We start from the raw sequence: 14878 nt of genomic DNA, 5'->3' as shown, positions 1-14878 counted from the left end.
GGGCGTCCGGCGGGAGCAATTTCTACCTACTGATTGGTAAGTCCCGCTATTTCCGGCGTTCACGAGAATTCACACGATCGCTCTACCAGTTTCCACCCGAACGTGCCATTGTTACGGCCGTTAGGGGGTTCAGCGTGGAGTTCCGAATCCTCGGTCCGCTGGAGGTGTCGGCCGACGGCGAGCGAGTTGACGTGTCACCACGAGAACAGATCGTTCTCGCGAGCCTGCTGCTGGAAGCCGGTCGCATCGTGCCGGTCACCCGTCTGACCCACGCCATCTACGGCGACGAGGCCCCGCCCACCGGCCGGGTGCAGGCGCAGATCTGCATCTCCGCTCTGCGCCGGCTGCTGGCGGCGCACGGCCGCACGGCCGCCATCGTGACCCGCTCGCAGGGCTACGTGTTGCAGATCGACGCCGAGTCGCTGGACCTGCACGAGCACGACAAGCTGGTGGCCCGCGCCCGGGGGCACCGCGAAGCCCGGCGCCCGGCGGAGGCCGTGCGGCACTACCGCGCGGCCCTCGCGCTGTGGCGGGGCGACGCGCTCGAAGGAGTCCCCAGCCCGCAGGTGCTCTCCGCGGTCAGCCACCTCGACGAGCGCCGGATGACCGTCCGGGAGGAGTGCATCGAGCTCGAGCTGCAACTTGGCCGGCACCGCGACCTGATCCCCGAGCTGACCGCGCTGGTCGCCGCGTATCCCCTGCACGATCGGCTGCGCGGGCAGTTGATGCTGGCCCTGTACCGCTCCGACCGGCAGGCGGAAGCACTCGAGGTGTTCCGCTCCGGCCGCCGCACGATGATCGACGACCTCGGCCTGGAACCCAACGAGTGGCTCCGGGAACTGCAGCACAGCATCCTGACCGCCGACGCCGCGCTGCGGATGCCGCCGCCGGTCACCACCGACTGGTCCGGTGCCGAACGGGTGCCCGCCGGTCCGCCGGACGCCTCCGCCCCGCCGGCGGGCGCTTCGCCGCCCAAGATGCTGCCCACCGACATCGGTGACTTCACCGGGCGGGCCGAGCAGGTACGGCTGATCGAGCAGCGGTTCGCCGACGACCCCGACCGGGTGGCGGTGCCGGTGGTCGTCGTGGTCGGCAAGCCGGGGGTCGGTAAGACCACCCTCGCCGTGCACGTCGCCCACCGGCTGGCCGGCGCGTACACCGACGGGCAGCTCTTCGCCGACCTGCGCGGGCGGGTGGCCGGGCGGGTGGAGCCGGCCGGCGTCCTGGAGCGGTTCCTGCACGCGCTCGGGGTGTCCTTCGCCGCCATGCCTCAGGGCCTGGACGAGCGCGCGGAGCTCTACCGCGGGTTCCTGTCGCAGCGCCGGACGCTGATTGTGCTGGACAACGTGGAGGACGAGGGCCAGGTGCTCCCGCTGCTGCCCGGCCTGGCCGGTTCGGCGGTGCTGGTCACCAGCCAGGCCCGGCTGTCCGGCATCCCGGGAGCCACCCACGTCGCGCTCGAGGTTTTCGACCCCGACCAGTCGCTGGAACTGCTGGCCCGGATCGACGGACAGGACAGGGTGGACGCCGAACCGGCCGCCGCGGTGGCCCTCACCGAGCTGTGCGGGCGGCTGCCGCTGGCCCTGCGGATCGCCGGGGCCCGGCTGGCTGCCCGTCCCCAGTGGGGGATCGGCTACCTGGTCGACCGGCTCCAGGACGAGGTACGCCGGCTCGACGAGCTCCGGCACGGCGGGATGGAGATCCGGGCCAGCCTGTCGCTGTGCTACGAGGCGGTGGACCCGGCCGCCCGGCGGCTCTTCCGCCTGCTCTCTGCGCTCGACTTTCCGACGTTCTCCGGCTGGATGGCCGCCGCCCTGCTCGACATGCCGCCGCACGAGGCCCAGGACCTGCTCGACGTCCTGGCCGACGCCCAGCTGGTGGAGACGACCGGGACCGCCCTCGGCGTGCACGGCCGCTACCGCTTCCACGACCTCATCGGGGTCTTTGCCCGGGAACGTCTGGCCCAGGAGGAGTCGCCGGCCGAACGCGACGCCGCGATCAGCCGGGTGCTCGGCGCGTTGTCGTTCCTGTCGGCCGAGGCGCACCGGCGGGTGTACGGCGACGCCCACCTGCAGGCGGGCTCCACGCCCGGGCGCTGGCCGCTGCCACGCCGGCTGGTCGAGCAGCTGCTGGACCCACCGCTGGTCTGGTTCGAGTGGGAACACGCCTCGATCGTGGCCGGCGTCCGGCAGGCGGCCCAGGTGGGCCTGGTCGACCTGTGCTGGGACATGGCACTGAGCGCGGTGACGCTGTTCGAGTCGCGGGCCTACCTGGACGACTGGCGGGAGACCCACGACATCGCCCTGGACGCCGCCCGGGTGGCCGGCAACCGGCCGGCACTGGCCGCCATGCTCTACTCGGTCGGCGTTCTCTCCATGGTCGAGCAGCGGTTCCCGGACGCCCGGGAGGAACTCGTCGAGTCGGCCGCCATGTTCCGCTCGATCTCCGACGAGCGGGGTGAGGGTCTGGCCGTACGCACGCTGGCGTTCGTCGATCGGATCACCGGCAATCTGGCGGACGCCGAGCGCCGGTACGAACAGGCCCGGGAGTCCGCGCTGCGGCTCGGCGACCCGGCGGCGCTCGCCCACGTCCTGTACGGCCAGGTCCAGGTCCAGGTGGACGGTGGCCACATGGAAAAGGCGATGGCCACCCTCGGCGAGGCGTTGGAGCTGAGCCGCCGGGCCGGCAGCCGGCGGCTGGAGTCGCAGGTGCTGCACCAGATCGGCCTGATCCACCTGGAGGAGGGCCGGGCCGCCGCCGCGATTGCCTGTTTCGACCGGGTGCTGGACGCTGTCCGCGACCTCGGCGACCCGATCGGCGAGGCGTATGCGTTGCACGGCCTCGGGATGGCCACCCTCGGCACCGCCACGCCCGGCCCGCAGGCCATCGAGCGGGACCCGCCGGCCGGTCGGCCGGTTGGCCGGTCCGCCTGACAAGTGTCGATGGATCCTGGATAAGGCATCGATAACGCACCCCTGCCCGGGTCCTCCACGATGGGGGGAGACTCGGGTGGAGGAGCTTGATGCATGACGTTGGTTGAGCGTGCCGAGGCGCTCGCGGTGCTGCGGGAACTGACGGACCGTGCGGTGGGCGGCCGGGGGCGGGCGGCGGTGATGTCCGGTGCGGCCGGTACGGGGAAGACAGCCCTGCTCGGCGTCCTCGCGGGGCTGGCCACCGAGGCCGGCGCCACCGTGTTGATGGCCGGTGGCGCGCGCGCCGAACAGAACGTCTCGCTCGGGCTGCTCAACCAGCTCTTCCACGACGCACCCCGCGCGGCCGGCCTCCGGTCACGGGCCCCCGGCGAGGCGGCCGACCTGGCCGAGCCGTGCGGGGCTCTGCTCGGCCTGGCCGCCCGCCGCCCGCTGGCGCTGCTGGTCGACGACATCCAGTGGAGCGACCAGGCCTCCGCCGACTGCCTGGCCTACCTCGCCCGGCGGATGCGGCAGGCGCCGATCCTGCTGGTGGTGGCGGGCGGGCAGGCCCCGGCCCACGCCACCGGCCTGTGCGCCGAGCTGTCCCGGCCGCCGCACGGCACACGGCTGCGGCTGTCCTCGCTCTCGGCCGACGGTGTGCGGTACGCGGCGGCGGGCCTGGTCGGCCCCGACGCGGCACGGCGCTGGTCGTCCCGGTGGCACGCGTGGAGCGGCGGTAACCCCCTGCTGCTGAACGGGCTGCTGGAGGACCACGCGGCCGCCGGCTTCGACGAGGAGCCGGCCGACGCGATGGCCGGCGGCACGTACGGCCACGCGGTGGTCACCGTGCTGGACAAGGGTGACCCGCCGGTCGCCGAGGTCGGCCGGGCGCTGGCGATCACCGGCGACCCGAAGGACGTCGCCGAGCTGCTGGGCATCGACGCCGGCGCGGTTGCCCGGGCGGTCCACTTCCTGACCGCCGCCGGTGTCCTGGCGCAGGGTCGATTCCGGCACCCGGCGGCCGCCCGCGCGGTGCTCGCCGTCCCGGACGGCGAGACGCTGGAACGGCTGCACCACCGGGCCGCGGTGCTGGCCTTCCGTGGCGGCGCGGCGCCCGAGAGGGTCGCCGACCACCTTGTCCGGGCTGACACCGCCACCGAGCCGTGGGCCGTGCCACTGCTGGAGAACGCGGCCCGGCTGGCGCTGCGCGACGGCAAGGTCGAGCGGGGTATCGCGTACCTGCGGCTGGCCCGCCGGGTCTGCACCGACGAACGGCGGCCGTCCCTCACCACGTTGCAGCTGGTCGCCGAGTGGCAGGTCAACCCGGCCCGCTGCACCGACCTGATCGCCGAGCTGCTGACCGCCGCCCGCGCCGGGCGGTTGCACCACCACGACGCGCTCACGCTCGCCAAGGCGTTGCTGTGGCTCGGCCGGACCGGGCCGGCCGAGGAGGTCCTCGGCCGGTTGCCTTCCGACGCCGTGGCGGCCGGGCAGGAGTTCTTGGTCGAGCTGCTGGCGAGCCGGCCGTGGATCCGGGCCACCTACCCGGCCTTCGAGAAGCTGCTGGGCAAGCCGTCGCGGCGCAACGGGCTGCCGGCCATGACGGTGCCCGGCGTCCGGCGGGTCGACGCGGCGACCTCACTGGTGCGGGCCCTGGAACGCCGCCCGGTCCACGGCGCCGCCCCGGTGGGGGTCGACATCCTGCGCGGCGCCCACGTCGACGAGTCTTCCCTCGAGACCATCGAGAGCGGGCTGCTGGCGCTGGTCTACACCGACCATGCCGAGGACGCCGCACCGTGGTGCGACCGCTTCCTGGCCGAGGTGACCGGCCGGGAGTCGCCCGGCTGGCACGCCGGCCTGCGCGCGATCCGGGCGGAGATCGCCTTCCGTCTCGGCGACCTGACCGCCGCCGCCGACCACGCGCGGGCGGCGCTGACCCTGATGCCGCCCAGCAGCTGGGGCGTGGCGGTCGGCGGCCCGCTGGCAACCGCCGTGCAGGCCTCGGTGGCGATGGGCGACCTCGACGAGGCCGGACGGTGGCTCGACCAGCCCGTACCGGAAGGGCTGCCCGGCACCCGCAGCGCCGTGCTGTACCTGCAGGCGCGCGGCCGGTACAGCCTGGTCGCCGGCCACCACGAACTCGCCCTGCGCGACTTCACCCGCTGTGGGGAGCTGCTGACCGGGTGGTCGTTCGACGGGGCGGGGATGGTCGCGTGGCGGCTCGACCTCGCCGAGACGCACATCGCAACGGGCAGCCTCGACCTGGCGGTCAAGCACATCGAGGACGAGCTGGCGCGGGCGAACGGCCTGCCCCGGGTGCGCGGGATGGCGACCCGGATGCTGGCCGCCACCAGCGCGCCCGGCCATCGCCCTACGTTGCTGCGTGAGGCCGGGAACCTCCTGCAGCACTGCGGCGACCGGTACGAGCTCGCCCGTACCCTGCAGGCCCTGGCCGAGGCGCACGAGGCGCTGGGCGAGTTCCGCCGGATGGCCACCATCGGCGACCGCGCCCGGAGCCTGGCCGATGCGTGCCGGATACCCCTGGGCGGCGCCCTGCTTACCCCGGCCGAGCCGCTTGCCCCGGCCGGCGAGCGGCCCGAGGAACCGGTGAGCCGGCTCAGCGATGCCGAGCGGCGGGTGGCGGCGCTGGCCGCGCTGGGCCACACCAACCGCGAGATCGCCGACAAGCTCTTCGTCACGCTGAGCACTGTCGAGCAGCATCTGACCAAGATCTACCGGAAGCTCAACGTGAGCCGCCGGGCCGACCTGCCGGCCTCCCTGGTGCTGAGCCGGGCGGCCGCGTGAAGCATGCGCAGTTCCCAAGGTACGGGTGTACGAGGCAAGGAGTGGTGTCGTGACGGCGGTCGGAACGGTCATCCGGTTCGATGACTTCCGGGGGTACGGGTTCATCGCCCCCGCGGACGGCGGGGAGGACGTGTTCTTCCACGCGAACGACTTCGGCGGCAAGCGCCACCTGGCCCAGCCCGGTCTGCGGGTGATGTTCGAGACCGCGCAGAGCGACCGCGGGCTGAAGATCTCCTCGCTGACCGTGCTTGACGAAGATCCGGTGGCCGCGCCGGCCGGCGATGTCACCCAGCCGGGCGGGCCGGAGGACGACACCTGCGACGTGCTGACCGCCGCCGCCTACAGCGCCGAGGTGACCGAGCTGCTCCTGAAACACGTGCCGGCGCTCACCGGCCAGCAGATCGTGCTGGTCCGCGAGCGCCTGGTACGCGCCGCGTTCGACCACGGCTGGATCGAGGGTTGACCGCCGGGGTGCCGATGCCGCGGATCCGGTGAGGAACGGGGATTCAAAACTGAATGACATCGCACCGTAACCGCGGCGAAACCGATGCGAATGTTGGTGCTGCCGTTAAATTGAAGAGACGTTTATCGACGTTGCTTGACATCGACGGCACTCGGTTTGTTAATATGGTTCAGCTGTAATGGCGTAGACGCGGGAATCAGTGGTCAGCGGTTTTCGAGGTCGAGCACCTGGCCGGCGGTGAGGGCCAGTGAATCGGCACTTCTGATCCGAATTCGACAGCGCCCTGGATAGCGCGGCGGACAAGCGGGCAACACCCTTCCGTCCATACACATCTGTGCCCGGGCTGTTTCCTGATCCGCATGTGATTCGACAGAACGAATTCACGTGTCGGCACCTGTCGAAAGGGAGTGCAACTTCCGTGACCGTGACGGCGACAGAAAGCGAGACCGACGTCTCCACGCGCGCTCAGGTGGCGCGGACGCTGTTCGAGTGGTCGAACCTCTGCATCGCGTCGCTCGACGCGAAGCAGCACATCGTCGACACCAGCGCCGAGTTCCTCCGCCGGTTCGGCGGGACCCAGCGCAGCCGGGCCGGGCAGGACTTCAACGAGTTGCTGCACCCTGGCACCCGGGACAAGGTGCGCCGCAAGATCCAGCGGGTGATCGCCGAGAACCGGACCACGTTCGACGACTCCATCGTCGGGCTCGGCCCCCGCGACTCGGTGTTCTCCGGTGGCATGAACGGATTCGTCGCGCGGGGCGCCGGCAGCCAGGTCGACGGCATCGTGGTGATGGTGACCCCCGACAAGCTCGGCGACGGCGGCAACCCCGCCCCCGGGGTGTCCGCCCGCCACCAGGTGCTGACCGAGATCGACGCCCGGATTCTGGAGGGCGTGGCGGCCGGGGCGTCGACCGTGCAGCTCGCGTCCCGCCTGCACCTGAGCCGGCAGGGCGTCGAGTACCGGATCGGTTCGATGTTCCGCAAGCTCAACGTGCCCAACCGGGCGGCGCTGGTGTCCCGGGCGTACGCCATCGGCGCGCTCACCGTCGGCACCTGGCCCCCGCGCATCAAAGAGGACTTCGTCCGCCGATGAGGCTGCACCCACGGGTTGCCCCAGTGCCGCGCCACGGCGGCCACCCACGTACTGCGCCAAGAAGGCCCGATCAGTCCGCAGAGTAGCGGTCCTGGTCGATGGAATAGGGGTATGCGCTCGAAGTCCGACCGAGAAGACTCGATCGTAGATCCCGGAATCCGCTGAGCACCGACGGAGATGATCGCATGAGTTCTCTCGCCGAACAGCCTCACCCTCTCGTCGACGACCGTGAAAAGCTCATCGAAGTCGTTCTGGACGGCGGTCCCGCAGGTCTGCCGGCCGAACTCCGCACCCACCGCATCCCAGCCGGCCAGGAAAAGGTGAAGGTGTCGTACTGCGGGGGCTACGAGCATTTCGAGCGTCCGGAAGCCGAGACCCCGGCCGGCCCTGTCACGTACTACTGGACGGGGCGCACACGCGTCGCGGAATAGCCCCCAGTATTCTGCTCACCGCCCTTTCCGTCGCCCTTTTACGGGGTGCGGAAAGGGCGGTTCGCGTGTGGACCGCACCCCGACCGCGATGCGGGAGGGGACAGGGCCGTCAGATGGTCACCGCCACGGCAGTCAGCACCAAGCCGTCCTTGACCAGGAACCGCCCCCGGAAAACGGTGAGCGCCGGCCGGCCGTCGACACGAGTGCCCGGAACCAGCAGCCGCGCCGTGAACGCACCGGCCTCGAAGCTCAACTCCGCCTCGTCGAACCCCAGCATCCGCCGGGCCAGCGGGAACCAGGCCTTGTAGACGGACTCCTTGGCGCTGAACAGAGCCCTGTCCCAGCAGATCTCCGGATTACGTGCGGCCAACCCGGCCAGATGCCGACGCTCGGACGCCGATGTGACCGCCTCGAGGATGCCGTCGGGGAGCGGGGCGTGCGGCTCGGCGTCGATGCCCAGGGACTCCAGAGCGCCCTGCCGGGCAACGGCCGCGCCACGGTATCCGGCGCAGTGGGTGATGCTGCCGATCACGCCCTCCGGCCAGACGGGTTCCCTCTGTGGGCCGGGCAGGATCGGGCCGGGGGCGACGCCGATGCTGATCAGGGCCTCGCGGGCGCAGCGGCGGGCGGTCACGAACTCGCGGCGGCGGGACGGCACCGACCTGACGACCACGTGGGCCTCGCCGGGGTGGACGGGCTCGGCTTCGTCGTCGGCGAACGCCTCGGAGGCCGCAACCCCATGCGGCAGGAGCTCTTCTATCATCGGGCCGGGCGGACCGCGTCGCCGTTGACCACGAACCCGGTGCGGCCGGCGCAGCCTTGTCCGGGCGGCGCCACCGCCCGGGTGACACAGAACGCGATCAGGGTGTCGGGCGGATCGACCGATTCCATCTGCCCGACGGTAGGGGCGGGTGTCCGGAACCGGCAACCCCTAACGATTCTCGCCGCGAGACCCCCGTCCATAGGGGTGCCGGCCGGTGACGGGCTCGGGGGTCCAGCGGCATCATCGGCTGACGGCCGGCTGCTCCAGCACGGCTTTGAGCGTCGGCGGATTCTCGCCGAACCGGCGCCGCCACTCCCGTGGGTAGCCGAGCGAGACCTCCTCGAAGCGCACGCCGTCGCGTTCGGTGCTGCGCCGGATGTGCAGGTGCCCGTACACGGCGACCTTGGCCCGATAACGCAGGTGCCAGCCGGCCGTCCGGTCGGTGCCGCACCACTGGGCGAACTCCGGGTGCCGCAGGACTTCGGTCGGGTGCCGGTGCAGCGGCCAATGGGTGGCCAGCACGGTCGGCAGTCCGGGGTCTGTGCCGGCCAGACGGCGTTCGGTTTCGGTCACCCGGGCGGCGCACCACGCCTCGCGCGACGGGTACGGGTCGGGGTGCAGCAGCAGTTCGTCGGTGCACACGATGCCGGTCCCCTCGGCGTACGCGAGCGACTCGGCCTTGGTCGACGTGCCCGGGGCACGCCAGGTGTAGTCGTACAGCAGGAAAAGCGGCGCCACGGTCACCGGGCCGCCCGCACCCCGCCAGACCTCGAACGGGTCTTCCGGCGTGATGACCCCGAGCTCGCGGCAGGCCTCGACCAGCGCGCGGTACCGGGCGTCGCCGCGCAACTTCACCGGATCCTGCGGGTGCGTCCACAACTCGTGGTTGCCGGGCGCCCAGATGACCTTGGCGAACCGCTTGCTGAGCCCCCTCAGCGTGCCGACCACCTCGTCGAACAACTCGCCGACGTCCCCCGCGACGATCAGCCAGTCCGCATCGGACGACGGCCGCAGCCCTTCGGCGATCTCGCGGTTCTCCCGGTGCGCCACGTGCAGGTCGCTGACGGCGAAAAGGGTTCCGGCGCTCATCCCTCCACGCTAGCGCCCCGAGCATCCCCTTCATGGCGAGGGCCGCGTGCAACGCCGTATCGACCAGCTTGCCGATCACCTGGGGCCCCGGATCGCCCGTTTCGACGCGGCAACGATGTCACCGGCTCGGCTTTCGTACCTGGAGCGTAGTCCCAGCGGGTGGAGGGGATGCGCCAGCCAGCAACGGCGACGACCGGTCGCGCAGAACCTGGTCGAAGAAAGCCAGTGTGTAGGCGTTGACGACGGCGAACCCCCGATGGCCGCCGATCGGCCCGGTCAGGCCGAGCTGTTTCGACGCGGGGAGCCAGTACGGCAGGTCGGTGAAGTTGACGTGGAAAAGGTTCGGTATCTCCACGTAGTACGCGCCCGCGGTCGCCTTCGAGTAAGCGGCGCGCATCGTGCCGAGCGTCATCGCGATGTCGTGCTCGCTCCATCCCCCTGACCTTCGCCGCTCCAGCCGCATCGTCTCGGCGTCGCGTGTGAGGAACATCGTCGGTTCGTGCGGCCCGGCTGCCACGACGTCGGCCGGCGCCGGGTCGTCCATCACCAGGCAGGCCTTCAGGCGGGCGTCGCACAGGCACGACTCGGCGGCGACTCGGCCACCGAGCGAGACGCCGAAGACACCCGCACGGGCGAGGTCCAGGTGTCCGGTAAGGACGCCGTGCGGGTCTGCGGCGTCGATGTCGCGGAGCCGGTCGAGGGCGAAACGCACGTCCTGGGCGAACAGCGGCACCAGCCCGGCCGGCCATGGTGTCCCGTCGAGGACCGGGGTGGCCGGCTGCGGCTCGATGCTCTGGTCGACGAGCGGGTCGATGACATCGAACGGAAGGTTACGGATCTGCCGGCCGCCGGGGAAGCGGACCGTCGCGACGACACCGGGCTGGTCGAGGCCGACCACGACGTACCCGTGCGAGACCAGCTCCTCGATCTGGAAGGTGTTCACCGACCGGAACCCGTACAGACCGGAGAGGAAGACGAGCACCGGGTACTCACCGGTGGCTTCGGCGACCGGTATACCCGCCACCGCGTTCGTGGTGACGTACCGGAAGTGACTGAACAAGAACGACGGCAGGCCGGTCATGGCGGCGAGCGCGGGGGCCACGGCGTCGGCGTCCGCGATGTACGGCGCCCGTGCGGCGCCCGGATTCGGGGCGGCGGGATACCAGAGCTGCGCCATCAGTTCCCGATGGTCGGCCGGATCGGTGGTGAACGGTTCCGGCCGGGTCGGGTCCACCCAGTGATGGATCGTGGTGCCGATGCCGTACGGCCCGGTCGGCGCCGCGAAGTGGAACACCGGCACCGCCGCGGGTAGCACAACCGAGGCGAGGAAGATGAGCGTGCCCGACATCAGGCCGGCGATCCGCGTGATCACGGCGGTCTGTCGGTACCGGCCGAACCACCTCTTCGCGTTCTGCAGCGGTAGCCAGGCGGACACCAATGCGAGGGTGACCACATACGCGGGTGCCAGCTGCCACCGGAAGCCCTCCACAAGCAGCTGCGCCACGGCCACCAGGATCGGGATCAGCGGCAGCCATTTCAGTGATCGCCGCAGTCGCGTCACCGCGAGAACGAGCAACGCTGCCGCGTTGGCCGCCAGCAGTGCCGTCTCGAACGGTCGCACGCGAACGTCCCCTCGTCGATTCGACTCGCTCCTCTCCACCTTGGGTTGGACGGAAAGAGGTCCGGTAGGGCCGCTCGGCCCGGATGAGTGGCGCCGGCCTGGTCTACTTCGCAGCGCGCCAGGTCGCGGGCCCAAGTACACCGGTCATGGCGTCACAGTAACGAGGCCATTACGCTGGTGGGTGAACGGCAGATGACGGCTGGCGTCGCTCTCGGGTCTGGTCACTGTCCCGCGACCGTGACCTTGATGTGACCAAGTGAATTCTTCCTCGCGTCGGTCGACGCGACGCCGAGGCGGTCGTACCTTTACCGTTCGAGGAAACTTGGGTAACAGAGAGGCGACGCGATGAGCGGCGCGACGGTCGACGTTGAGACCAGTCCGGACGGCACCCTGGTCATCCACCCTCGCGGCGTCCTCGACGCCGACGATGCCGTCGAGTTGCGGCGCACGATCGTGCACGCGGTGCGCCGCGTAAGGCCGCTACGCCTGATCGTCGACCTGGGCAATTTGCGAGATCTCGACGCGATCAACCTCGGCACTCTCGTGGCAGCGTGCCACCTGGGCGACGACCACAAGGTCGCGGTCTTCCTCGACCACTGCTGCCCGATGATCGCCGAGCGACTCGCCGCGGCGGGCGTCCCCAGTCACCGCCTCCGGGACAGCTCCCAAGCAGCATGAGCCCCTTGCAGGTCAGGGGTTTCGAGTTCCTTCCGGGGCCCGTTGTGCAAGGGTTGGCGGCCGGCCGGGTTCTTGAACCAACCTGACGCCGAGCAGGTTGATTCAGGCCTGCGGGGGTCTGATCGGGCAGGTGAGGGTGATCGTGGTGCCGGCGTCGTCGACGCGGGTGGTCATCTGGCAGGAGCGGCGGGCGAGCCACAGACCGCGGCCGGTGGTGGCGGTGATGGCCGGCACGGGCCGGCCGGGGGCGGTCGGCATGCCGGGGCCGTGGTCGCTGATGCGGCAGTGAAGGTGCGCGTCGGCACGCCACATTTCCAGCCGGCCCTGGCCGCCGCCGTGCCGGATGGCGTTGACGGCGATCTCGTGGACGGCGATGACGAACCGATAGAGGGCCACATCGGCCAGGCCGTTGTCTTCGGCGAGGCGGGTCACGGCGTGGCGCAGTTCGACGATGTTCTCGATGGTGAAGTCACGCGCCAGCAGGCCCGCCGGCCGGTGGCTGTGCCCGGTGGTGGGGGTGCGGTGCGGTTCAGGCATGGCCATGACCGTCCTGGCGGGGCTGGGCGGGCCCGGGGAACCGGTGGTGGCGTACGGCGAGGATGCAGGTGTCGTCGTCGGCGTTGGCCCGGCGTAGCCGCGCGAGCAGGTTGGCCAGCGGCTCGTGGCTGCCGGAGGTGGAGATGTCGTTGAGGGCGGCGATGACCTCGGCCAGGCCGGCGTCGGCCGGCCCGTGGCGGCGTTCGATGAGCCCGTCGGTGTAGAACAGCAGCAGATCACCGGGGTGCAAGGGGAGCGTTGCGGTGTCGTAGCGGGCGGTGGGCAATGCCCCGAGCAGTACCCCGCGGGGGCGTTGCAGCCGTGCGGTGGTGCCGGCCCGGGTGTGCAGCGGGGCGGGGTGCCCGGCCTGCGCCCAGCGGATCACCCGGGTGTGCGGCTCGTAGCGGGCCACCACGGCGGTGGCGGTCATGCCGACGCGGTAGAGCAACCGGTTGAGGTGGTCGAGCAGTTCGGCGGGGTCGCTGGTGGCGGTCACGGTGAGCCCGGCGAGCAGATGCCGCAGCTGGGCCATCACGGTGGCGGCGTGGATGCCGTGCCCGGCCACGTCGCCAACGGCCAGCACCACGCTGCCGTCGTCGGTGGTGTCGGCGTGGAACCAGTCCCCGCCGACCCGGCTGGCCTCCTCGGCGGGCAGATAGCGCACCGCGACCCGCAGGTGGGGCAGGTCGAACGGCTCGGCCGGCACGGGCAGCACGATCTGCTGCAGCTGGGCGGTCAGGGCGTGTTCGGCGGCCAGTTCCCGCTGGTGTTCGCGCAGCAGCGCTTCGACCTCGGTGAGCCTGGCGCGGTTGGTCTCCTGCGCGGTCAAATCCTGGGTGATGCCGTAGAACTTGATCGGCCGGCCGTGCACGTCGCGCACCGCATCCAGGACGGTGCGCAGGTGTTTGATCCGTCCGCCGATGCGAATGCGGTAGGTCAGGTCCATGGTCTCGCCGCGGCCGAACGCCTCGGCGGCCTGCCGGCGCACCGGCTCATCTTCGGCGAGGAGCAGGGCGTCCTGCTCCTCGCCGGTCAGCGGGCCCAGCGCCGGATCACGTTCATAGATGCGGTACAGCTCCTGCGACCAGGTGTTGTGCCCACTGACCAGGTCGGCCTCGCCCCAGCCGAGGTTGCCCAGCCGCTCGATCTGCGCGATCCGTTCGGCCAGCCGGGTTTGCTCGTCGTGGCGCACCCAGGTAGCCATCAACCCCGGCCCGACCGGCTGGATCCGGGCACTGATCACCACGTCGGCCGGTGACCGGTCGCCTGCCCCGGTGTAGGGCATCGGACCTACCTCGCGAGGCTGCCCGTCGGCTACTGCCCCGCGCCAGGCCTGCCAGAGCTCGTCCGGCAACGCCGGGTAGGACTGGGTCATCGTCAGCCCGACCATCTGCCCGGCCGCGCGTCCGGAGAAATCCACCGTCTCCGGGCTGACCGCTACGATCCGGAAGTCGACGATCTCGCCGCCGTCATCGTTACGGACCGGCAACATGGCCAGGTGATTGCCCGGCAACCCATCGAAGACCTGTTGCATCATCGCGCCCCAGGCCCCGGCGCCGGCCGCCCCGGTCGACCGCCGCGGGCGTCGCCGAGGAGCCGGCTGCGGATGCGGGCGGACCAGCTCGTCCAGCGCCAGGTCCCCGCCGTGCGATCCACCCGCCCGGCTTTCCACTGTGGCCAGCACCTCACCGGCCACCTCGGCCACAGCCCGGCCCTGCTTGGCGGCGCGGCGCAGCAGATAGGCGTGAGTCTCATCGACTCGGCAACCCACCCGGCCTGCCAACAAAGCAGCCGCCCGCTCCACCAGCATCACCGGATCCAGCCGCGCCCGGGCCACCGCCGCGTCGATTTCGGCCAGCCGCTGCCGGTAGTCCTGCTCCACCCCGGTTCGCCCCCAAAAGGGTCCTGCTCGCCGCCGATCACCCTGGTAGCCGCTTCCGCCGGCCGATCAGGAGCAACGACGAATTCATGTGTATATCTGGACAACAGTGCAAAATCGGCGGACTCCCCGGCCAAGATCGGCCCCGCCGCCTGACACCCGGCCCGCGCAACCGTCGCTACCGGTCCTCACCGACCGCGGGTGCTCGATCGACCGGCTCCTCGACCGGCGTGGAAACCTGAGCTCCTGCCAATCCGAACGCCTCGGTCAACCCGACCCCGTTCAACTGATCGAGAATGGCGGCATCGGGACGTTCCACCTGAAACGACGCCGAGGCGTCCGTCGCCGCCCGCATCGCCGACACCAACACCCCGATCCCCGACGAGTCCAAGAACGTCACCTCGGACAGATCAACCCGCACCCGCGCCGGACGTGCCTGCGCCAGCGCCGCCGCGATCGCCTCGGTCACCGATGCCGCGTTCAGGAAGTCGACCTCCCCATGCAGCGACAGGACCAGCGCCTTACCCTCACGATTGATCGACAACGCCTGCATGAGCTCCTCCAAGGCCCGTCATCATTCCCCACCCGGACACTCGCCTCGCCTTCG

13 protein-coding genes are annotated in these 14878 nt (G+C 71.1%); 6 read left to right on the top strand and 7 right to left on the bottom strand.

Annotation, left to right across the window (positions count from 1 at the left end; all coding sequences use genetic code 11):
- Window positions 1-134 precede the first annotated feature (134 nt).
- From C8E87_RS43115 to C8E87_RS43095, 5 genes are all read left to right on the top strand, one after another.
- Complete coding sequence (locus C8E87_RS43115; RefSeq protein ID WP_133879071.1) at window positions 135-2933, top strand: AfsR/SARP family transcriptional regulator; 2799 nt, start codon at window positions 135-137, stop codon at window positions 2931-2933.
- Between the two features lie 93 nt (window positions 2934-3026).
- Window positions 3027-5717, top strand: a complete 2691-nt coding sequence (locus tag C8E87_RS43110; protein ID WP_133879070.1) for a helix-turn-helix transcriptional regulator — start codon at window positions 3027-3029, stop codon at window positions 5715-5717.
- Window positions 5718-5766: 49 nt separating this feature from the next.
- Window positions 5767-6180: a cold shock domain-containing protein gene (locus C8E87_RS43105; RefSeq protein WP_133879069.1), complete on the top strand. Its 414-nt coding sequence runs from the start codon at window positions 5767-5769 to the stop codon at window positions 6178-6180.
- 424 nt (window positions 6181-6604) lie between these two features.
- Window positions 6605-7273 carry a helix-turn-helix transcriptional regulator gene (locus C8E87_RS43100; RefSeq protein WP_133879068.1) on the top strand — a complete coding sequence of 223 codons (669 nt, stop codon included), beginning with the start codon at window positions 6605-6607 and terminating at the stop codon, window positions 7271-7273.
- A 185-nt stretch (window positions 7274-7458) separates the two neighbouring features.
- Window positions 7459-7704: a DUF5988 family protein gene (locus tag C8E87_RS43095; protein ID WP_133879067.1), complete on the top strand. Its 246-nt coding sequence runs from the start codon at window positions 7459-7461 to the stop codon at window positions 7702-7704.
- A gap of 109 nt (window positions 7705-7813) precedes the next feature.
- Here the strand turns inward: C8E87_RS43095 and C8E87_RS43090 are convergent, their stop codons facing one another.
- The 4 genes from C8E87_RS43090 to C8E87_RS43080 form a co-directional block, all read right to left on the bottom strand.
- Window positions 7814-8467, bottom strand: coding sequence for a 4'-phosphopantetheinyl transferase family protein (locus tag C8E87_RS43090; RefSeq protein ID WP_133879066.1), 654 nt, complete (start codon window positions 8465-8467; stop codon window positions 7814-7816).
- Window positions 8464-8595: a hypothetical protein gene (locus tag C8E87_RS46610; protein ID WP_275409181.1), complete on the bottom strand. Its 132-nt coding sequence runs from the start codon at window positions 8593-8595 to the stop codon at window positions 8464-8466. Before C8E87_RS46610 ends, C8E87_RS43090 begins: the two co-directional genes overlap by 4 nt.
- 112 nt (window positions 8596-8707) lie before the next feature.
- Entirely contained in the window at window positions 8708-9556 is an 849-nt protein-coding gene (locus tag C8E87_RS43085; protein ID WP_133879065.1) for a metallophosphoesterase family protein, read from the bottom strand.
- Window positions 9557-9674: 118 nt separating this feature from the next.
- The gene (locus C8E87_RS43080; RefSeq protein WP_133879064.1) at window positions 9675-11177 is read right to left on the bottom strand and encodes an alpha/beta hydrolase family protein; all 1503 of its coding nucleotides are present in this window, start codon (window positions 11175-11177) and stop codon (window positions 9675-9677) included.
- Between the two features lie 345 nt (window positions 11178-11522).
- Here C8E87_RS43080 and C8E87_RS43075 point away from each other — a divergent pair, with 345 nt between their 5' ends.
- A complete protein-coding gene (locus C8E87_RS43075) occupies window positions 11523-11855 on the top strand; it encodes an STAS domain-containing protein (protein WP_133879063.1) in 333 nt (110 codons plus the stop codon).
- Between the two features lie 102 nt (window positions 11856-11957).
- Here C8E87_RS43075 and C8E87_RS43070 read toward each other — a convergent pair whose 3' ends face one another.
- From C8E87_RS43070 to C8E87_RS43060, 3 genes are all read right to left on the bottom strand, one after another.
- Window positions 11958-12392 (bottom strand): ATP-binding protein, encoded by a 435-nt coding sequence (locus C8E87_RS43070; protein ID WP_166661476.1) that lies wholly within the window; start codon window positions 12390-12392, stop codon window positions 11958-11960.
- Entirely contained in the window at window positions 12385-14274 is a 1890-nt protein-coding gene (locus C8E87_RS43065; RefSeq protein WP_203721017.1) for a PP2C family protein-serine/threonine phosphatase, read from the bottom strand. Before C8E87_RS43065 ends, C8E87_RS43070 begins: the two co-directional genes overlap by 8 nt.
- 175 nt (window positions 14275-14449) lie before the next feature.
- On the bottom strand, window positions 14450-14836 hold the full coding sequence (locus C8E87_RS43060) for an STAS domain-containing protein (protein ID WP_133879061.1): 387 nt from the start codon (window positions 14834-14836) through the stop codon (window positions 14450-14452).
- Between the last annotated feature and the right edge of the window lie 42 nt (window positions 14837-14878).

The organism is Paractinoplanes brasiliensis, assembly GCF_004362215.1.
Lineage (GTDB): Bacteria > Actinomycetota > Actinomycetes > Mycobacteriales > Micromonosporaceae > Actinoplanes > Actinoplanes brasiliensis.
The sequence above is the reverse complement of the archived record's forward strand: the minus strand, read 5'-3'. Positions and strand labels throughout refer to the sequence as shown.